The organism is Mycobacterium marinum, from assembly GCF_003391395.1.
Lineage (GTDB): Bacteria > Actinomycetota > Actinomycetes > Mycobacteriales > Mycobacteriaceae > Mycobacterium > Mycobacterium marinum.
Map to the genome: position 1 here is coordinate 3,084,324 of NZ_CP024190.1, position 20,867 is coordinate 3,105,190.

The 20,867-nt window shown below is 63.7% G+C and carries 17 protein-coding genes and 1 riboswitch; of the genes, 16 read left to right on the forward strand and 1 reads right to left on the reverse strand.

What is annotated here, in order from left to right; translation table 11 throughout:
- Window positions 1-15 precede the first annotated feature (15 nt).
- Window positions 16-1,191: a cytochrome P450 gene (locus CCUG20998_RS12880; RefSeq protein WP_012394383.1), complete on the reverse strand. Its 1,176-nt coding sequence runs from the start codon at window positions 1,189-1,191 to the stop codon at window positions 16-18.
- 263 nt (window positions 1,192-1,454) lie between these two features.
- Here CCUG20998_RS12880 and CCUG20998_RS12885 point away from each other — a divergent pair, with 263 nt between their 5' ends.
- The 16 genes from CCUG20998_RS12885 (at window position 1,455) to CCUG20998_RS12965 (ending at window position 20,436) form a co-directional block, all read left to right on the forward strand.
- Window positions 1,455-1,649 (forward strand): ferredoxin, encoded by a 195-nt coding sequence (locus CCUG20998_RS12885; RefSeq protein WP_011740946.1) that lies wholly within the window; start codon window positions 1,455-1,457, stop codon window positions 1,647-1,649.
- Window positions 1,650-2,186: 537 nt separating this feature from the next.
- Window positions 2,187-3,443 (forward strand): PPE family protein, encoded by a 1,257-nt coding sequence (locus CCUG20998_RS12890; protein WP_020728940.1) that lies wholly within the window; start codon window positions 2,187-2,189, stop codon window positions 3,441-3,443.
- A 198-nt stretch (window positions 3,444-3,641) separates the two neighbouring features.
- Window positions 3,642-3,941 carry a PE family protein gene (locus tag CCUG20998_RS12895; protein WP_012394386.1) on the forward strand — a complete coding sequence of 100 codons (300 nt, stop codon included), beginning with the start codon at window positions 3,642-3,644 and terminating at the stop codon, window positions 3,939-3,941.
- A gap of 17 nt (window positions 3,942-3,958) precedes the next feature.
- The gene (locus CCUG20998_RS12900) at window positions 3,959-5,179 is read left to right on the forward strand and encodes a PPE family protein (RefSeq protein ID WP_020728941.1); all 1,221 of its coding nucleotides are present in this window, start codon (window positions 3,959-3,961) and stop codon (window positions 5,177-5,179) included.
- A gap of 73 nt (window positions 5,180-5,252) precedes the next feature.
- Window positions 5,253-5,573 (forward strand): DUF732 domain-containing protein, encoded by a 321-nt coding sequence (locus CCUG20998_RS12905; RefSeq protein WP_011740942.1) that lies wholly within the window; start codon window positions 5,253-5,255, stop codon window positions 5,571-5,573.
- A 564-nt stretch (window positions 5,574-6,137) separates the two neighbouring features.
- A complete protein-coding gene (locus tag CCUG20998_RS12910) occupies window positions 6,138-6,437 on the forward strand; it encodes a type VII secretion system ESX-5 target PE19 (RefSeq protein WP_012394388.1) in 300 nt (99 codons plus the stop codon).
- Window positions 6,438-6,780: 343 nt separating this feature from the next.
- Window positions 6,781-7,077 (forward strand): type VII secretion system effector EsxM, encoded by a 297-nt coding sequence (gene esxM, locus CCUG20998_RS12915; RefSeq protein ID WP_096370641.1) that lies wholly within the window; start codon window positions 6,781-6,783, stop codon window positions 7,075-7,077.
- Between the two features lie 51 nt (window positions 7,078-7,128).
- A complete protein-coding gene (locus CCUG20998_RS12920) occupies window positions 7,129-7,413 on the forward strand; it encodes a WXG100 family type VII secretion target (protein WP_020728942.1) in 285 nt (94 codons plus the stop codon).
- 88 nt (window positions 7,414-7,501) lie between these two features.
- Window positions 7,502-8,404 carry an ESX secretion-associated protein EspG gene (locus tag CCUG20998_RS12925; RefSeq protein ID WP_012394390.1) on the forward strand — a complete coding sequence of 301 codons (903 nt, stop codon included), beginning with the start codon at window positions 7,502-7,504 and terminating at the stop codon, window positions 8,402-8,404.
- A gap of 285 nt (window positions 8,405-8,689) precedes the next feature.
- Window positions 8,690-10,201 (forward strand): type VII secretion integral membrane protein EccD, encoded by a 1,512-nt coding sequence (eccD, locus tag CCUG20998_RS12930; protein WP_012394391.1) that lies wholly within the window; start codon window positions 8,690-8,692, stop codon window positions 10,199-10,201.
- Window positions 10,179-11,921, forward strand: coding sequence for a type VII secretion system ESX-5 serine protease mycosin MycP5 (gene mycP5 / locus CCUG20998_RS12935; protein WP_012394392.1), 1,743 nt, complete (start codon window positions 10,179-10,181; stop codon window positions 11,919-11,921). Before eccD ends, mycP5 begins: the two co-directional genes overlap by 23 nt.
- A complete protein-coding gene (gene eccE, locus CCUG20998_RS12940; RefSeq protein ID WP_012394393.1) occupies window positions 11,918-13,129 on the forward strand; it encodes a type VII secretion protein EccE in 1,212 nt (403 codons plus the stop codon). The genes mycP5 and eccE overlap by 4 nt, the downstream gene beginning before the upstream one ends.
- Complete coding sequence (gene eccA5, locus CCUG20998_RS12945; protein WP_036455654.1) at window positions 13,126-14,958, forward strand: type VII secretion system ESX-5 AAA family ATPase EccA5; 1,833 nt, start codon at window positions 13,126-13,128, stop codon at window positions 14,956-14,958. Before eccE ends, eccA5 begins: the two co-directional genes overlap by 4 nt.
- Window positions 14,959-15,857: 899 nt before the next feature.
- Window positions 15,858-17,126 carry a PPE family protein gene (locus CCUG20998_RS12950; protein WP_012394395.1) on the forward strand — a complete coding sequence of 423 codons (1,269 nt, stop codon included), beginning with the start codon at window positions 15,858-15,860 and terminating at the stop codon, window positions 17,124-17,126.
- 95 nt (window positions 17,127-17,221) lie between these two features.
- A complete protein-coding gene (locus CCUG20998_RS12955) occupies window positions 17,222-18,436 on the forward strand; it encodes a PPE family protein (RefSeq protein ID WP_020728946.1) in 1,215 nt (404 codons plus the stop codon).
- Window positions 18,437-18,620: 184 nt separating this feature from the next.
- Window positions 18,621-18,796, forward strand: a riboswitch (M-box (ykoK) riboswitch).
- Between the two features lie 479 nt (window positions 18,797-19,275).
- Window positions 19,276-20,436 (forward strand): PPE family protein, encoded by a 1,161-nt coding sequence (locus CCUG20998_RS12965; protein WP_020728947.1) that lies wholly within the window; start codon window positions 19,276-19,278, stop codon window positions 20,434-20,436.
- Window positions 20,437-20,867 lie beyond the last annotated feature (431 nt).

Below are 20,867 nucleotides of genomic sequence, written 5' to 3' on the forward strand. Positions count from 1 at the left end.
CTGGGCCTGACCGTGTCAGGCCCAGCGCAGCGGCAACGACTTGAGTGCGAACGTCTTTGACGGGAAAGCGATCTCGGGACTGTAGTCGGGCGCCAGTTCGAAGTCGGGCAGTTGCTTGAGCCATTCGGCAACGATCACGGTCAGTTCTATCCGCGCCAAGTGTGAGCCCAGGCAACGGTGTGGTCCGCCTCCGAATCCCCAGTGCCGGTGCACCTTTCCGTCCATGACCAGTTCATTGGTGGACATGGCGTCGCTACCGTCGCGGTTGACGGCGGCCATGCACAGCCGCACTTGTGAGCCTGGTGGTAGCGTCATGCCGCCCACGTTGACAAAATCCGTGGTGATTCGTGGAGCAACCGGCGCTGACGGCTCCAGCCGAACGATCTCCTCGATGAAAACCCTTATTTCCTTTGGGTTATCGCGAAGCTGGGTGCGTAGCTGCGGCCGGCGTGCCAATTCGAGCAACGAGAATCCGATCGCGGCGGTCACGGTATCCAGACCGGCAAGGATCAACAGGTGGCTCATGCCCAGAAGTTCGAGATCAGTGAACTCGCCGGGGCCGGTCATCACCTGTGACAACATGTCTGAGCCTGGGTTCTGGCGACGTTGTTGGATCGCGTTGTTGAGGTACTCGAGCAGCTCTAGTTGGCCGACTTCGAGCTCTTCGCGGGTGAGATAGAGCTTGTCGCCGATAATTGCGTCTTTCCACGCGATCACTCGGTCGCGATCCTGCAGCGGCAGGCCATAGAGGTCCAGGAATACCTGGAATGGGTACAGCCGTGCGAACTCTGCCATCGCATCGCATTCACCGCGCCCGGCGAAGCCCGCGATCATCTCTGCCGCGTGGCGCTCCAGTACCGGCCGCGACTTGCCCAGGGCATGCGGGCTGAAGTAAGGCTGCAGCGCCTTGCGGTAGCGGGTGTGCTCGGGCGGGTCGAACGCCAGGGGCACTACGGGCAGCGGATTGCCCGGTGGCTGCAGGATCCGCGACGAGAAGATCTTGGGATTTCGCAGCGCCGCGAGCACGTCCTCGCGCCGGGTCAGGTAGTAGTGGCCATTCATGAAGACCACGGGCCCGGCGTCCCGCAGTGTATTCCACCCGACCGCGCGGTCGGCGGCTAGCGGCAATGTCGAATATTCAAGGCGCGGTAGATAAAACGAGCTGGCCGAACCTTCGCCGGGGGTACTCATTCGCTCAAGTCTTCCGTTTTCCGTTCTAGTCGGAGGTCATCGGGGCCGCCAAACTCTTGATGACACGGTCAATATCGCACGGTCGGCAAACACCCAACAATCCGACATCGATCACATCCGAGTTCATATCCGACGGATTGGCCGCGGAGCCGAGGCCACGAGGGACTCGTGACCATCAATCGACAAGCTAATCTACCTATTGATCGGTGTGGTCCGAGCTGACTCTGCTCCAAGCTGGGTTGAGACTCGAGAGAGGAAGTCCGGTGAAGATTCGCCTCGAAAGCTCCAAGTGTGTTGGCCACGCCCAGTGCTACGCGGTGGATCCAGACCTGTTTCCGATCGACGAATCCGGCTACTCCATTCTCGAAGAGCACGAGGTGCGACCCGAGGACGAACAAGTGGCCCGCGATGGTGTGGCTAGCTGCCCCGAAATGGCGCTCATCCTCGACGAGGAGTGACAAAAGTGGCCGCCTGACGGACCTCGGGCGAGTGCTGTCTTTCTAAACTAAACGTTAACGAATAGTTGTATTTAGGTTAACAGCAGTTTAACTATGGTTTACGGGGAATGAATAGTTGGCGTCTTCGGCGCCGGAGGCCGGTTGGGTCATCTAATGTGTTCCATATGCAATAGTTCTGCAACGTGGCAGCTTTTGCATGATGGTGCTAGGATGCGGTCTTCTCGAGGCTGAAAGTTCATGCGCTGATGACCACAAGTTGGCCGTGACGGTAGCTGCAGATGCTCTCGACAACGCCTCGCCCGAAAAATTCCTGGCGCGCATCTTTCGTACCGCGACGTGTCTCGAAGACCATGCCGGGTCAACGAGTAACGCCCGTTCGCAGTGCTGAGGACGTTTGGCGAGACGGCTTCAACCAGCTGGGCCGGGGGGCAGAAGGTGGTGATTACACGAACGGTGGCGGCCTCGCTGGCCGATGCAGGGGTGGCATTGCTGTGTCCGGATCGCGATTGCGATAGTGGGCGGCTTTAGGAGGGGTGGGTGTTTGATTTCGGGGCGTTGCCTCCCGAGATAAATTCAGGCCGAATGTATACCGGCCCTGGATCGGGGCCAATGATGGCTGCTGCGTCGGCCTGGGATGCTCTGGCGGCCGAATTGAGCTCTGCGGCGTCTGGTTACAGTTCAGTGATTGCAGAGCTGACTAGCTCACCATGGCTCGGTCCGGCATCGCGCTCGATGATGTCGGCCGTTGCTCCTTATGTGACTTGGCTCAGCGCGGCGGCCGCCCAGACCGAGACCGCGGCCAGCCAGGCCCGCGCGGCGGCGGCGGCCTACGAGACCGCATTTGTGATGACGGTGCCGCCGCCTGTGATTGCGGCCAACCGGGTCTTGTTGATGACATTGGTGGCGACCAATTTCTTTGGCCAGAACACCCCGGCTATCGCGGCCACAGAAGCTCAATACATGGAGATGTGGGCGCAAGACGCGGCCGCCATGTACAGCTACGCCGGCTCGTCGGCGCTGGCCACGGAGTTGCCGCGGTTCGCGCCACCACCGGATACCACCTCCGTGAACGCAGCCGGGGGTCAGTCCGCTGTCGTTGCCCAAGCCGCTGCCACGCCGGCCGGAGACTCCGCGCAGACCATCACGGCCACCATCCCGCAGCTGCTGTCGTCCGCCGGAGTGCCCGGACTGCAGCAGCTTTCATTGTCTTCAGTGTCGTCGATGTCGCCGTCGGCGGCGTCATCGCCAACCGTGTGGCAGATCATTCAGACGCAAGTACAGAACTTCCTGACCTACGGGCTGCCGACGCCGGACAACAACTATGCCGGCCTCTATCCCGGCATGTACAACGCGCTGAGGCAGACACTGCAGGCCTACTTCGGCGTGGGAATAGGCAACTCCGGCTGGTCGATAGCCCAGCAGTTGACCTTCGGTCCCGGAGGAACAACGGCCGGTGCCGGTGGTGCCTGGTACCCGACACCCGAATTCGCCGCCTTGGGCGCTGATACCTGGCATTGGCACCCGATGGCGAGCTTTGCGTCGTCCAGCAAGGTCGGCGGCCTATCGGTTCCGGCCAGCTGGGGCACCGCCCCCGGTTCGGTGGAACAAGCATCCACGAAGCTCGTGAGCACCAATTTCACTACCTCACCGGGCGAAGCGAACCCTGCGAACGGATTGAACGCCGCGCTGCGCGGATTCCCGGTTGGATCGCGCGGCGCTCAGCGCACCGGCAACCTGGGCGTGCGCTACGGATTCCGCTACCCCGTCCTGACCAGACCGCCGTCGGCAGGTTGATGTCATGGCCTCAACAACCACTGCGTGTGACCGTCATCGGATTCAAGGGTTGCCAGTAAATGAAGAGCGGATGAAGAGTGACTGTTCGACGATGAGTATTTCGCAGCGAAGGGGCGCCGCGAAGCCGGTTCCAATTAGCGTTGATAGCAATCAAATCCCGACGGTCTTCGGGCCCGCGGGTGATGAGGAGGAACTCCTATGTCATACGTGACCACACAGCCGGAGGCCCTGGCGGCGGCAGCCAGCACCTTGCAGGGCATCGGCTCGACGCTGAGCTCCCAGAATGCCGCAGCGGCAGCACCCACTACGGGTGTGGTGCCCGCGGCAGCCGATGAGGTTTCGGCGCTGACCGCGGCTCAGTTCGCCGCACATGCCCAGATGTATCAAGCCGTGAGCGCTCAAGCCTCGGCGATTCACGAAATGTTCGTCAATACCCTGGGCATCAGCTCAGGGTCGTACGCGGCGACCGAAGCGGCCAACGCGGCCGCGGCCGGCTAGGGGGTCCGGAAATGGCGATGGATTATGGGATGCTTCCGCCCGAGGTCACCTCGGCGCTGATGTATGCGGGGCCGGGATCATCATCTATGGTTGCGGCGGCCTCAGCCTGGAACGCGCTGGCTGCCGAACTGAATTCGACAGCCCAGGGCTACCTCACGGTGATCACCCAGCTGTCCAGCGAAGAGTGGATGGGGCCCGCCTCCGCAACGATGGCACAGGCCGTCGAGCCCTACATGACCTGGATGTCGGTCACCGCCGGCCAGGCCGAGCACGCGGCCACGCAGGCTCAATCGGCCGCGGCGGCCTTCGAGACGGCGTTCGCCGCCGTGGTGCCTCCGCCATTGATCGCCACCAACCGTGCCGAACTGACTCAGGCGCTGCAGACCAACATGTTCGGCTTGAACAACGGTGTGATCGCCCAATTGGAAGCCCAGTATGCGGAAATGTGGGCTCAAGATGCGTCGGCGATGTACAACTATGCCGCCTCATCTGCACTTGCCACGAAGATCGAGTCGTTTACCGAGGCTCCGACGATAGCCAATCCGGCGGCCAGTACCACTCAGGGTGCCGCGGTCAGTGCGGCGCAAGCGACGTCCGCGGCCTCCACCCAAAGCACGGTCCAGAGTTTCCTCAGCCAGATCACCAGCCAGCTTGGACAGCTCGCCTCGCCGAGCGGAACGCAGAGCTTCGTGTCGCAGCTGGGGGCGAGTAATCCGATCCTGACCGAGATTTGGTTCCTGTTGACCGGGCAGACCGTGCTGCCCAACAACCTGGGAACGTTCATGCAGGGCTACTCCAACTACGCCAGCTTCTTCTACAACACCGAAGGTCTTCCGTACTTCAGCGTTGGTATGGGCAACTTCGGTGTTCAGATGGCCAAGACGCTGGGGTTGATAACTCAGCCGGCTGCCGCCGCGGCAGCAGCCCTGCCGAAGGTCCCGGGGCTGGGTGGCGCGCTCGGCGCGATCGGCAGTGCAGGCAGCCAGGTGGCGGCCGGATTGGGCAGCGGCGCCCACGTCGGACACTTGGCGGTCCCGGCATCCTGGCCGGGTGCATCGGTTGCAGAGGCTGTGCGCCCAACGGTCCAGGCGGTCAGTGAGCCAATCACCTCGCCCGAGGCGGCGAACGTGATCGGCGGCATGCCCGTAGGCGCCACGGGTGCCGGACGTGGGGTCGGTTCAGGTCCCCGATACGGGTTCAAACCGACGGTCATGGCGCGCCCACTTCCCGCTGGCTAGCCAGGCAACGCAGATCGCCGCCTGCCGGACCACATCGTCAGCAAGGAGCCTCAGCTCAAAGGGAGCACCGAAAATGTTAAAACGCCTTCTAGTTGTCGCAATCGCGTTACTTGGACCATTGGGAACTGTGGCAACCGCTCACGCGGACAATAATGACGACAGATTTCTCTCAGAATTGCAGTCCGAGGGCATCACAGACCACATTTCGCCCTCACACGCGATCTTGGCCGCCCACATTGTGTGCCAGAAGCTTGACAGCGGCATGACGCCAACAGAGGTCGCTTACGACGTGCTCAACAGCAGTTCCATGCCCGGATATCACTCCGGCTACTTTGTCGGCGCGGCTATTGACGCGTATTGCCCGCAGTATCGGCCCGAGGAGGGATCGCTCTAGGGCCACGGCGCACCCGCCGGACGGCGACCCTAGTAATAGGGCGGCGGGACTGATTGGATATGCCAGGGGATGAGGGGGGAAGTGAGTATGACGACAACGTCTTCGTACGGGGCTGTCCGGGCCCCGAGCGCCCATGACCGACCGTGGTCGCGAGTTTCGGACCCAGAGTCGTTAACTAGTTGCGCGCACACGCGGTGGATCAAGACGGCCGGCGCTCATCGAGCCGACCCACCGAAACTGCCCCACCGTATTGCTGTAGCACTGTCACGGCAGCGCGGAACGGGCCTCGCGGCCGACCGGATGGCTGTCGCGCTGGCAGCTAGACGCCGCAAAATGCCCCGTCGCGCGCTCTTCGGCCAGCAGCCGCACATTCTTGACTGTGAGTTTGCTGAGTGGGAAGCTAGGTGCATCGAGCGCTGTTACTGTGTCGTTACTACAGGTGAATTCACGGTGCTATCGCGTGAACAAATGCAAACAGGCCCCGTAGAAGGCAACCTGGCGTCACACTGTCATCTAGTCTCTGCACTAGATGGGCGCCGGGGATAATCGAGGGAGGAATACAGCATGTCGTTTGTGACCACACAGCCGGAGGCGCTGGCTGCTGCAGCCGCAAACCTGCAGGGTATAGGCACCACGATGAGCGCGCAGAACGCGGCAGCGGCGGCGCCGACGACCGGAGTGGTACCCGCGGCCGCCGACGAGGTGTCAGCGCTGACCGCCGCTCAATTCGCCGCCCACGCGCAGATGTACCAAGCCGTTAGCGCCCAAGCCGCGGCCATTCACGAAATGTTCGTTAACACGCTTGCAACAAGCTCCGGTTCGTATGCGGCCACCGAAGCCGCCAACGCGGCCGCTGCCGGCTGACCGCACTGTCGGTCTCAGACCGGGGGAGGGATCAGGCGCTGCGGTGAGCGCAACACAAACCTCCCATCGGTGGGTGAACTCTGGTTCTGATCGCTCGGCTGCGACGACGCTCCCGGCAATTGTGAAGTGCTTCGTCGAATCGGACATCGAGGTTCGGGGGCGATGTATGTCGCACCGCGCTGAAATGCTCGGTGACCGCTGGCTGACCGAAAGGAGGGGGGGCATCCGTAACTTTTGGGCCGGCGGTTGCGTGAGCGCGTAGCTGATCGGCCATCGCGCTCACCACAACCGAATACACGATCTAACTGACAACCAACCAGCCAATACACAAGGAGAAATTCAGGTGACTGCACGCTTTATGACCGACCCGCACGCTATGCGGGACATGGCGGGCCGTTTCGAAATGCACGCCCAGACGGTCGAGGACGAGGCCCGCAAAATGTGGGCGTCCTCGCAGAACATCGCCGGCGCGGGCTGGAGCGGTATGGCCTCGGCAACCTCGCTGGACACCATGGGCCAGATGAACACCGCTTTCCGCAACATCGTCAACATGCTGCACGGCGTGCGCGACGGTCTCGTTCGCGACGCGAACAACTACGAGCAGCAAGAGCAGGCTTCCCAGCAGGTCCTCCGCGGCTAGCGCGCAAAGCCACAGCTGCGTACGCTTTTCTCAGGTTAGGAGAACACCAATATGACCATTAATTACCAGTTCGGGGATGTTGACGCCCACGGCGCCCTCATCCGCGCGCAGGCCGCCTCGTTGGAGGCCGAGCACCAGGCCATCGTTCGCGATGTGCTGGCTGCCGGTGACTTCTGGGGTGGCGCCGGTTCGGTGGCTTGCCAGGAGTTCATCACCCAGTTGGGTCGCAACTTCCAGGTGATCTACGAGCAGGCCAACTCGCACGGCCAGAAGGTTCAGGCTGCCGGCAACAACATGGCGCAGACCGACAGCGCCGTCAGCTCTAGCTGGGCCTAAAACCTAACTTCAGGCGCGGCAGCACACCAACCAACCGGTGTGCTGCCGTGTCCTGTAGTCAACAGCCACGTCGATATCTGAGGTAGGGATGGATCAACAAAGTACGCGCACCGATATCACCGTCAACGTGGACGGCTTCTGGATGCTTCAGGCGTTGCTGGATATCCGGCACGTTGCGCCTGAACTACGGTGCCGGCCGTACGTATCCACCGACTCGAACGATTGGCTCAACGAACACCCGGGCATGGCGGTCATGCGCGAGCAGGGCATCGTCGTCGGGGACACGGTGAACGAACAGGTAGCCGCCCGGATGAGGGTGCTAGCCGCACCTGACCTCGAAGTTGTCGCCCTGCTTTCGCGGGGCAAACTGCTGTATGGAGTCGTGGACAACGAGGACCAGCCGCCCGGTTCGCGCGACATTCCCGACAACGAGTTTCGGGTGGTATTGGCCCGTCGTGGCCAGCACTGGGTGTCGGCCGTTCGCGTTGGCAACGACATCACCGTCGACGACGTATCCGTTTCCGACAGCGCGTCGATCGCCGCGTTGGTGATTGACGGCCTGGAGTCCATCCACCACGCGGACCCGGCCGCGATCAACGCGGTCAACGTGCCGCTAGAGGAAATGCTGGAAGCCACCAAATCCTGGCAGGAGTCCGGCTTCAACGTCTTTTCCGGGGGGGATCTGCGCCGGATGGGCATCAGCGCGTCCACGGTTGCGGCATTGGGGCAAGCGCTATCGGACCCCGCGGCCGAAGTGGCGGTCTACGCGCGGCAGTACCGGGATGACGCCAAAGGCCCGAGTGCCTCGGTGCTGTCTCTCAAAGACGGATCCGGTGGGCGTATCGCGCTGTATCAGCAAGCGCGGACCGCCGGTTCCGGTGAGGCCTGGTTGGCTATCTGTCCCGCCACCCCTCAGCTGGTGCAAGTCGGCGTGAAGACGGTGCTCGACACGCTGCCATACGGCGAGTGGAAAACGCATAGCAGAGTTTGATAGGAAGCGACGAAATTGCGCGTGCAGCAAGCTTTTTGAGAATAAAATGCGATTGAGACGGCAACACGGCATACTGCTCTAGAATCCGCAGCAAAACTGAAAAGCAACGGCAACAACAACTATTAGTCGCAAGGCGAGGCAAATGAAATTGGAGTTAGTCGAGCCGCAAATGAAAGCGGGCTACGGCGCTTCGGTGTATGTACCGACGGTGTATGTACCGACAGAGCCCCGGGCGCGGCTGAAGTCACGGAGTAACACGTTCGCCACAGCAGGGGGTACAGAACGATGACCGCAGTAGCTGATGCTCCACAGGCCGAACTTGAGGGCGTATCTTCGCCGCGGGCGGTCGTAGTTGGCATCATGGCCGGCGAGGGCGTCCAGATCGGGGTTCTGCTCGACGCCAATGCTCCCGTTTCGGTGATGACCGACCCGTTGCTGAAGGTGGTCAACAGTCGGCTGCGGGAGCTAGGCGAGTCGACGTTGGAGGCCGCTGGGCGCGGTAGATGGGCGTTGTGCCTGATCGACGGCTCGCCGTTGCGTGCTACCCAGTCGCTGACCGAACAAGACGTCTATGACGGCGACCGGCTGTGGATCCGGTTCATCCCGGACACCGAACACCGGTCGCAGGTCATCGAGCACATCTCCACTGCGGTTGCGTCGAATCTCAGCAAGCGATTCGCCTCGATCGACCCAGTTGTCGCGGTGCAGGTCGGCGCGGGGATGGTGGGGACCGGTGTGATCCTTGCCTCGGGCGTCTTGGGCTGGTGGCGCTGGCACCACAACACCTGGCTGACCACAATCTTCGCCTCGGTGATTGCCGTGCTTGTGCTGATGGTCGCCATGATGCTGCTGATGCGTGCCACCACTGATGCGGATCGGCGCGTTGCAGACATCATGCTGGTCAGCGGTCTTGCGCCGCTGACCGTGGCGGCGGCTTCGGCACCGCCTGGTTCCGTCGGTTCTCCGCAGGCCGTGCTCGGCTTCGGAGTCCTGTCCATCGCCGCGGCGCTGGCCCTGCGATTCACTGGTCGACGACTGGCGATCTATACCGCCATCGTCACGATCTGTGGCCTGACGACATTGGCGAGCTTGTCGCGGATGGTCGCCGCGACCAGCGCGGTGACGCTGTTCGCGACCATGTTGTTGATCTGCGTGGTGATGTACCACGCCTCGCCCGCGCTGTCGCGGAGACTGTCGGGGATCCGGCTGCCGGTCTTCCCGTCCGCAACCAGCCGATGGGTATTTGAGGCACGTCCCGATCTGCCCACCACCGTGGCGGTCGCCGCTGGCGGTCCCCCCGTGTTGGAGGGCCCCGCCTCGGTGCGCGACGTGGTGTTGCAGGCCGAACGGGCCCGGTCGTTCCTGAGCGGTCTGCTGGTCGGGTTGGGCGTGCTGATGGTGGTGTCGCTGACCTCGCTGTGCAATCCGCACACCTCGGAGCGTTGGCTGCCACTGATGCTCGCCGGATTCACCTCGGGCTTCCTGATGCTGCGCGGGCGCTCCTACGTCGACCGCTGGCAGTCGATCACCCTGGCCGTCACCGCCGTGATCGTGGTTGCTGCGGTGTCGGTCCGATACGCGCTGGTCTTGTCTTCGCCGTTGTCGGTGTCGATCGTGGCGTCGCTGTTGGTGTTGCTGCCCGCAGCCGGAATGACGGCCGCGGCCGTTGTCCCCAACACCATCTACAGTCCGTTGTTCCGCAAGTTCGTGGAATGGACGGAGTACCTCTGCCTGATGCCAATCTTCCCGCTGGCATTCTGGTTGATGAATGTCTATGCAGCGATTCGGTACCGTTAGCGGCAGGTTGCGGCCTGGTCGCGGATCGACCGCGACCATCGCCGCACTTCTGCTTGCCTCGGGTGCGTTGGCCGGCCTGCCGCCGGCGTACGCAATCAATCCTCCGACCATTGATCTGGGAGCTTTGCCGCCCGACGGTACGCCGGGACCGCCGGCCCCGATGAAACAGAACTCCTACTGCACTGAGGTTGGGGTGCTGCCTGGCACCGACTTCAAGTTGCAGCCGAAGTACATGGAGATGCTGAACATCAACGAGGCATGGCAATTCGGCCGTGGCGCCGGGGTAAAGGTCGCTGTCATCGACACCGGTGTGACACCGCACCCGCGGTTTCCCCACTTGATCCCGGGCGGGGACTACGTGATGGGCGGTGACGGGCTGCAGGATTGCGACGCGCACGGCACCATCGTGGCGTCGATGATCGGTGCGGCGCCGGCCAACGGGGCGCTACCGCCTCCGGCCGTCCCACGCCGGCCGGTCACTATCCCCACCACCGAGAAGCCGCCACCGCCGCAGACCGTGACGTTGTCACCTGTGCCTCCGCAAACGGTGACAGTGATTCCGGGGCCGCCGCCGGAGGAAGGGGCTCCCCAGGGCGAGCCCGGACCCGGGCCGGTGCCCCCGCCAGCTCCCGGCCAACCGCCGGCAAGCAACCATGGTGGCGGAACGGTGACGATCCCCAGCTACTCAGGTGGTGCGCGGGTGACGGGGGTCGACCACGCGGGCGGCCCGCGTCCGCTCGACCCGCCGCCGCCGGCACCGGATGCATTCAGCGGGATTGCGCCGGAGGTCGAGCTGATCTCGATCCGCCAATCGAGCCAGGCGTTCGGCCTCAAGGACCCCTACACCGGGGATGAGGATCCGCAGACGCAACAGAAGATCGACGACGTTGAGACAATGGCGCGAGCGATCGTCCATGCCGCCAACATGGGAGCGTCGGTGATCAACATCTCCGATGTGACCTGCATGAGCGCCCGCAACGTCATCGATCAGAACGCGCTGGGGGCCGCGGTCCACTACGCGGCCGTCGACAAGAACGTGGTCATAGTGGCCGCGGCCGGCGACGGCAGCAAGAAGGACTGCAAGCAGAACCCGATCTTTGATCCGTTGCAGCCAGACGACCCACGTGACTGGAACGCGGTCACCACGGTGGTGACGCCCTCGTGGTTCAGTGACTATGTCTTGACGGTTGGCGCAGTCGACACCAACGGTCAGCCGATGACAAAGATGAGCATCGCCGGACCATGGGTGTCGATCGCGGCGCCCGGGACCGATGTCATCGGACTCTCGCCCCGTGACGACGGCTTGATCAACGCGATCGACGGTCCGGACAACTCGTTGCTGGTTCCGGCTGGCACGAGTTTTGCGACGGCGATCGTGTCTGGCGTGGTTGCCCTGGTCCGGGCGAAGTATCCGGAGCTGTCGGCGTACCAAATCAGGAATCGGCTCATTCACACCGCCCGCCCGCCCGCTCGTGGAGTGGACAACCAGGTCGGCTACGGTGTGGTGGATCCGGTGGCTGCCCTCACCTGGGACGTGCCCGAAGGGCCGGTCAAGCCGCCTAAGCAACTATCGGCACCGCTGGAGCTGCCGAAGCCGCCCGCAGAGCGCAATATGGTGCCAGTATGGGTGGCTGCCGGCGGATTGACCGGTGCATTACTGATAGGCGGTGCGGTGTTCGGTACGGCGACGTTAATGCGGCGATCACGGAAGCGGCGATGAAGGCTCAGCGCAGGTTCGGTTTAGCTTTGTCGTGGGCGCGGTTGACGACAGTGTTCGTGATCGACCTGCTCATTCTGATCGTGGCCAGCCATTGCCCAGACTCGTGGCAGGGCGAGAACCGCATCGCGTGGTGGGTTGGCGTCGGCATTGCCGTGCTGGTCACCTTGTTGTCGGTCGTCACCTATCGCGGGATCACGGTCACCTCGGGTATCACTGCCTGGCTTTGGGATTGGTCCGCTGACCCGGGCACGGCACTGGGTGCCGGCTGCACACCGGCCGTGGATCACCAGCGTCGTTTCGGGCGCGACACGGTCGGAGTGCGCGAGCATCATGGCCGATTGGTCACCGTGATCACCGTCGACGATGGCGAGGGAGATGCCGCGGGTCGGCATCGGCATCGCACCACGCAGTCGGCGGTGGTACCGGTGGCGACCGTAGCCGAGAACTTGCGACAGTTCGATGTTCAGCTCGATGGCGTCGACATCGTGACCGTTGAGGTCCGCGGTGGTGCCGAGGCGGCCCGGGCGTCGGCTTCATTGGATGAGTGGGGCCCGGAAGAGTGGGGAATGGTGGGGGAGAGTCCCGCCGCGAACCGTCGCCGTACGTGGTTGATCTTGCGGATGAATCCCCAGCGCAACGTTGCCGCGATAGCGAGTCGTGATTCGCTGGCCTCGACGTTGGTGACAGCCACCGAGCGGCTTGCCCAGGTGCTCGATGGCCAGAGTTGTGCCGCGCGCCCATTGGCGGCCGACGAGCTGGCCGAGGTTGACAGCGCGATATTGGCCGAGCTGGAGCCGACCTGGAGCCGTCCGGGCTGGCGTCATCTCAAGCACTTCAACGGCTATGCGACTAGTTTCTGGGTAACGCCGGCCGACATCAACGCCGAGACCCTCGATGAGGTCTGGCTCTCGGATGCCCCCGAGGTAGGCGCCACGGTGCTCACGCTTCGTCTGGTGATGCGCGCGGGAGAACCTCGGTTGTCGGCGTGGGTCCGCTACCACAGCGATGAACGCCTGCCCAAGGAGCTATCGGTGGGCCTCAACCGGTTGACCGGCCGCCAACTGGCGGCAGTGCGAGCGAGCCTGCCGGTGCCGTCCACCCGGGCTCAGCTGGTTGTTTCCAGTCGCGAGTTGCTAGACCACGACGAGCTGGAACTGCCTGTGGGGCAAACACAGGAGCACGCGACAAGCGCGACCACAGGGCAATGACCCGCCCACAATCAGCTGCAGACGATGCCCGCAACGCCATGGTCGCCGGTCTTCTGGCGTCGGGCATCTCGGTCAACGGGCTACAGCCAAGCCATAACCCGCAGGTCGCGGCTCAGATGTTCACCACCGCAACCAAGCTCGATCCAGCGATGTGTGACGCCTGGCTGGCACGGTTGCTCGCCGGCGACCAGACCATGGACGTTCTCGCCGGCGCATGGGCGGCGGTAAGAACCTTCGGTTGGGAAACCCGCCGTCTCGGCGTCACCGACTTGCAGTTCCGCCCCGAGGTGTCCGACGGGCTGTTCCTGCGGCTGGCTGTTACCAGTGTCGATTCGTTGGCCTGCGCCTACGCTGCCGTTCTGGCCGAGAACAAGCGTTACCAGGAGGCCTCGGACCTGCTCGACACCACCGACCCCAAGCATCCCTTCGATGCCGAGTTGGTGAGCTATGTGCGAGGTGTCTTGTACTTTCGCACCAAACGCTGGCCCGACGTGCTGGCCCAGTTCCCCGAGGCAACGCCCTGGCGGCACCCGGAGCTGAAGGCGGCCGGTGCGGCGATGGCGACAACGGCCTTGGCATCACTGGGGGTCTTCGAGGAGGCCTTCCGGCGTGCGCAGGAGGCCATCGAAGGGGACCGGGTTCCCGGCGCGGCCAATATCGCCCTCTACACCCAGGGCATGTGCCTGCGCCACGTGGGGCGCGAGGAGGAAGCCGTCGAGCTGTTGCGTCGCGTGTATTCGCGCGACGCAAAGTTCAGCCCTGCCCGCGAGGCCTTGGATAACCCCAACTACCGACTGGTATTGACCGACCCCGAAACGATTGAGGCGCGCAAGGATCCATGGGATCCGGACAGTGCGCCTACCCGTGCCCAAACCGAAGCCGCCCGGCATGCCGAGATGGCTGCCAAGTATCTCGCTGAGGGGGACGCCGAGCTCAACGCGATGCTCGGCATGGAGCAGGCCAAGAAAGAAATCAAGCTCATCAAGTCGACCACCAAGGTGAATCTGGCGCGCGCCAAGATGGGGCTTCCCGTTCCGGTGACCTCACGCCACACCCTGTTACTCGGTCCTCCTGGTACTGGAAAGACCTCGGTGGCAAGGGCATTCACCAAACAGCTGTGCGGGTTGACGGTGCTGCGCAAGCCGCTGGTGGTAGAGACCAGCCGCACCAAGCTGTTGGGTCGCTACATGGCCGACGCGGAGAAGAACACCGAGGAGATGCTCGAGGGTTCACTGGGCGGCGCAGTCTTCTTCGACGAGATGCATACCCTTCATGAGAAGGGCTACTCGCAGGGCGACCCCTACGGCAACGCGATCATCAACACCCTGCTGCTGTACATGGAGAACCACCGCGACGAGTTGGTCGTATTCGGTGCGGGCTATGCCAAGGCCATGGAAAAGATGCTCGAGGTGAACCAGGGTCTGCGACGGCGCTTTTCGACCGTGATCGAGTTTTTCAGCTACACGCCCGAAGAGCTGATTGCGCTCACCAAACTGATGGGCCAGGAGAACGAAGACGTCATCAATGAGGAAGAAGCTCAGGTGTTGTTGCCGTCGTACACCAGGTTCTACAACGACCAGAACTACTCCGAGGACGGCGACCTGATCCGCGGCATCGACATGCTCGGCAACGCCGGCTTCGTGCGCAATGTCGTGGAGAAGGCCCGTGACCACCGCAGTTTCCGCCTCGACGATGAAGATCTCGATGCGGTGCTCAACAGTGATCTGACGGAATTCAGCGAGCTGCAGATGCGTAGGTTCAGAGAGCTGACCAAAGAAGACCTGGCCGAAGGTCTCAGTGCCGCGGTGGCAGAGAAGAAGACGAACTAGGCCTCGGCGCGGCAAGCACCAAGCCCAGCTAACTCGCAGTCGCCCGGGAGGACGAACCTGCACGGGCCCAGACGCGGGGCGCCGTATTCGCCCGGCGCAACCACCGCGAGTCGCGTTGACGCTGGGATGACCCCGGTGACACCATGACGCTGGTTCTGCCTCACCAGCCGAAGTCTTTGCACGAAAACGGGGCCTCGAAATCGGAATTGGCATCAATGGTCGGGGGATGCTCCGGGGCGCGCTGGTTCGCCCCGTGGATGGATTGAGATCAACTCGGCTCATTGCGCACCGTTGGGCGGATACGCTATGTCATGCCAAAGCTTGCGCAACACCGGCCGCCCGGTCCAGCAAACACTGCTGGCGGCTTGAACCCGAGTTGCGCAACCACCGCGCACTCCCGTGGGCGCCGGATTGCGACGGGAGGTGGGCGGGACTGAACCAGTTGACAGTGGTTGTGCGAAGTTGGTGACCGTTTCCATCCGATCCGGTCCGGGCAGAAATTCCGCCGTCTGAATCGACTGGCGCCGAGTGCCCGAAGGCACGCGCGAACTGATTGCGCACGTGCCATCGGCAACATCCCGACACCACCACAGCGGCCGAGCCAATAGCCGGGTCGGGCTTCCCAAAGAGGAGAAAGTCCGATGTCTCTTGTCATGACGAGACCGCCAGCCCCGGCACTGCCGGCCGGCGGGCTAGCCAACCAAGGCCCTGCCCCTGTCCGGGGCGAATTGTCTTTGGCTGCAATAGAAGTAGCCCTTCCCGCGCCGGGTTTTGGAAGCGCGCGGCGGCAGCCCGAACCTGATCATCGACGGCGTACCGACACCCTCTCGGCGCGCGGGCTTGGATCGCTTGCGCCCATGATGGCCGTGTCGAGTGCGGCCGGGTAGGGGGCGTTGGAGATGGATTTCGCAGCACTGCCACCAGAGATCAATTCGATACGCATGTATTCGGGGCCGGGCTCAGCTCCGATGCTCGCTGCGGTAACAGCCTGGGATGGGCTCGCTGCCGAGCTGCGCTCGACGGCCGCCGCATACGAGACGGTGATCGCCGTGCTAACCGGTGACGGCTGGCTGGGACCGGCCTCGGAGTCGATGGAAGCCGCCGTGTTTCCGTACCTGGCGTGGATGAACATCACCGGAATGCAGGCTGAGCAAACCGCCCGCCAAGCGGCAGCGGCGGCGGGCGCGTTTGAGGCCGCGTTCGCGATGACGGTGCCCCCGGCGCAGGTGGCCGCCAACCGCACTCAGCTGCAGACGCTGGTTGCCACCAATCTTCTGGGGCAGAACACACCCGCCATCGCCGCTACCGAAGCCGCGTACGGCGAGATGTGGGCTCAGGACGCGGCGGCGATGTATGGCTACGCGGTCGGCTCTGCAGCCGCATCGACGCTGACACAGTTCACCCAGCCGGCGCAGACCACCGATCCAAGCGGGCTGGCCAGTCAGTCGGCGGCGGTCACTCAGGCAGTAGGCAGCACAGTCGGCAACCTCACTCAGACGGAGCTGCCACAACTGATGTCCGCGGTGCCGGCGAGCCTGCAGGGGCTGGCCTCACCAGCGGCCGCATCGCCGATCGACGCCATTCCCGGATCCGGGCTGCTAGCCGCGCTGCTGAACTTCCTGGATGGCAACGACGGGAACCCGTACGGGGTCTTTTTGAACTCGTCATTGGTGAACGGGTTCGTCTCAGCCGGATACGTCAGCCCTGCCGTCGTCGGACCCGCAATCTGGGCCGCAATGGCCGATATCAATGCGGTGGCACTGGGTGCCCAGGAATCGGCCGCGGTACCGCCCATGGGGTCCGGCGAAGGAAATCCGTCGTGGATACCCGCGGCATCACCGGCAAGCCCGGAAAGTTTGCCGGTTCTGGGTGAGGAGACGGCAGCCACGCTGGGGACTGGAGGAATCTCGGCGGGTATGAACCAGGCTGAGCTGGTCGGGCGAATGTCTGTTCCCCAAAGCTGGGGCGTAGCAACAGCGGTGGCCAATCACGCCGGTGCGGCAGCCCCGGGCGGCGGCTGGACCAGTACGGCCGTTGTCCCCGAAGCGGCAGTCGGGATGCCCGGCATTCCAGGTATGCCCGCGGGCATTTACGGGCACAACCTCGGCAATGCCCCCCGGTACGGATTCCGCCCAACGATCATGGGGCGCCCGCCAGCTGCTGGATGACGAGACGGAAGTCACCGTGACATCGACGATCGGTTCCGGGACTGCCGCGGCTACCGAATCTGCCAGCATGACTCCCTCGGGTTGAGGCTCGGGTAATGGTGTTGCCGGCAATGGATTTCGGGGCCCTGCCACCGGAAGTCAACTCCCTGCGCATGTATTCGGGCCCAGGGTCAGCGCCCATGCTTGCCGCTATGGCGGCGTGGGATGACGTTTCCGCGGAAATGCTTTTGACGGCAGCGGCATACGAGTCGGTGCTCTCGGCTTTGCTCAGCGACGGCTGGCTGGGGCCAGCTTCGGCGGCTATGGCGGCAGCGGCGGCCCCGTATGTGACGTGGCTGAGCGCCACCGGGCTACAGGCCGCGCAGACGGCCGGTCAGGCGGCGGCGGCCGCGGCGGCGTTCGAGGCCGCGTTCGCCATGACGGTGCCGCCGAGTGTGGTTGCGGCGAACCGGGTGCAGTTGCTGACGCTGGTGGCTACCAATTTTCTGGGCATCAACACACCGGCGATCGCGGCTACCGAGGCCGAATACGCCGAGATGTGGGCGCAGGATGCGACAGCCATGTACGGGTATGCGGCCGGTTCCGCGGTGGCGTCCACGTTGGAACCATTTTCGGAACCAGCACACACCGCCAGCCGCTCCGGGCTGGCGGGTCAGACCGCGGCGAGTACCGCTATGGGCGGCCTCACGCAGACCGAACTGCCCCAACTCATGTCCGCGGTACCGGCAAGTCTGCAAGGACTCGCCGCACCGGCGGCGGCACCGCTGGACACCATTGCAGGGTCGGGTCTGCTTGCTGACATCCTGAACTTTCTGGACGGCAACGATGGAAACGCCTTCGGGATCTTCTTGAACTCCTCATTGGCAAATGGAGTCATCTCGGCCGGATACACGGCTCCGGGGATCGTCGTGCCCGCCGTGACATCGGCAATGGCCGACGTCAATGCGTTGGCCCTAGACGGCTTACCAGGGATTGCGTTGCCAATTACGGGATCCGATTCCGGCGATGCCGTTTGGACAAGAATGACAGTTCCGCAATCGGGCCTGGGGGGAGTCGCCGCGGGAACCAACCAGGCGACTATGGTGGGTCGACTGTCGGTCCCGCCGAGCTGGGCGGGGACCACCGAAGTAATAGATCATGTCGCCACCGCGCTCCCGGGCGCTGGCACCGCTACCGCCCCGGAGGCGAGTGCGGCGATGCCTGGCGTACCCGGGGTACCTGCTCCGGGCGCCTACGCGCGCAGCTACGGCACCGGACCTCGGTACGGATTCCGGCTGACGATAATGCCGCGCCCGCTCTCGGGCGGCTGAACAACGCGCTTGCACCGAAGCCGGTGGAGTTGCGCCGCTCCGCGTCAGTGACCTGAAGACAGCGAAAAGCGCTGCGATGAAACAAAACCCGGCACACGATGGCCCATCGCTTTACCGGCATGATCGGGCAGCCACGGGCGCGTTGGGTTGACGGTCACCGCTTCGAGTGAAACTATGACCTTTGCAAGCACTTCGCTAGGTGAGGCGTCTGCACGGATACAGGCCACTGACCTCGAACGTCGAAAGACGCCCCGGGTCAGGACAGCTCTTCCCGGCTTAAGGGTTGAGCCCAAGTGGCTTCCGGCTTGAAAGCGTCGGATACGCCGTGTGGTGCCAAAGCTCTGACGAGAGGGGTGCCGCGCTCAGTCGTCGTGCTGGGCACTCGCCTCTATGTGCTGTGTGACTGGCACCCCCGCGTGCCCCGGCCCCGAGGAGGTGAGTGCGAAGTGAGTCCCGGTGATAGACCGTATTCGAGACCAACGGCCATTTCGTTTCGATCCGATCCCGGCGCCCTTTTCGTTATCTGACACGGTTTCATCCACGTTTGTTTGATCGGCACGCCTTAGCCTGTGCTGCGGACGTGTAGCTGAAGCGCGCGAAGTTGCGGTATCGGCGCTGTGTCGTTGTGCGTCAGGAGAAGCCCGATACCATGTGGCCCCTGAACCGATATAAAGCTGGGCCACAACATAATTCGGTGGATAGCGCCCATGTATAGGGCACCGAGCGTGCACTGGAGCGCAATCGGGCGCTAGGGCTACGCAACCCATGCCCGCCCCGCGTCCCACTCGGCCGTAACGGCCGCCAATGCCATCACGGCCAGGTAGAGAAAGAAGCCAGCGATGACTGTCAGTCTGGATTTCGCCACACTGCCACCCGAAATCAATTCCGCACGTATGTATTCGGGGCCAGGCTCCGCCCCGATGCTTGCCGCTGCCTCAGCCTGGAAGGGCCTGGCTGCGGAGCTTCGCGTCACCGTGTTGTCCTACGACTCAGTGCTCAGGGCGTTGACCGGCGAGGAATGGTACGGCCCGGCGTCGGCCTCGATGGCGGCTGCGGCAGCGCCGTACCTGGCATGGATGAGCAGCACCGCCGCGCAGGCTGAGGAGAGTGCGGTACAGGCGGCAGCCGCTGCGGCAGCCTACGAAGCTGCCTTCTCGGCCACCGTGGCGCCCACGGTGATTACAGCTAATCGGGCTCAATTGATGGTGCTGGTCGCGACCAATGTGCTGGGGCAGAATACTCCGGCAATCGCAGCCGTAGAGGCCCAATACTGCGAGATGTGGGCCCAGGACGCCATGGCCATGTACGGCTATGCCGGCTCGTCGGCCGCCGCCACGCGGCTAAGCCAGTTCCTCGAGCCGCAGCACAACACCAATCCGGCTGGGCTGCTGGCACAGCAGTCAACGCTGGCCCAGCTGATGTCGGCAGTTCCCAACGTGTTGCAGGGACTGGCGTCTTCCAACACTTCGGCATCCGCGCCGTCCGGGCTGCTGAGCACGTTGCTGTCCGGCAATGGCCAGTCCTGGCTAGCCACGCTGTGGTCGGAGTTCGGGCCCAACGCCAATATCTGGAACACCATCGCCTCGACCGGCTTTCTGCTGCCGAGCAATATGGTCACCCCCTTTCTCGGCATGCTGGGCACCGCAGCGGTGGCGGATGCGGCCGAGGACGCGCTCGGAACCACGGGTTCTGGCGCGCTCGGCGGTGCGCTTTCCGCGCCGCTCGGGTCCGTCGGTGGCCAGGCCGGGCTGGCGGCTGCGGGCAACGCCGCCATCGTCGGCAAGTTGTCGGTGCCGCCGAGTTGGACGGGGGCAGCTCCACTGGCCGGCCCGCTGGGTTCAGCCCTGGGCGGCACACCGATGGTCGCGCCTCCGCCGACGGCGGCGGCCGGCATGCCCGGCATGCCGTTCGGGAATATGGCTGGGCAGCCGTTTGGGCGGGCTTTACCCCAATACGGCTTCCGCCCCACCTTTGTCGCCCGCCCTCCCGCGGCGGGATAGCTGCGGGGAAAATCTGCGGCCGAGGCGAAGTCGGATCACGCAAAGGACATCGTCGACCACGTCCGGTAGTCATGTTGCTCCGTGGGCTGCGGTATTTGCAGCGCACAAGCTTCACGCCCGGCCGCGGGACCGTCATGGCACGCCGAGCGATGACCTGCCAGCAAACCTGCAGCAACCAGCCAGCCGAGTAACAGCCGATTGTGAACCTGGTTGCCTGGCGAGGTGCGTAACCTTCCTCCAACGCAAGGAGAACGCCCCATGACGAGCAGCCGTCAGTTCGGTGAAGTCGATGCTTACCCGGTCGTCTGGAGCCCCGGCTCCGGCTGATCCGGTACGGCGCCGGTAACTGCCTGCGCCACGGGAGTGGACATCGTTCCCCCTGGCCGTTGGCGACGTTCGCACCCACGTGTTCAGCAATCAAACTGCTCGCC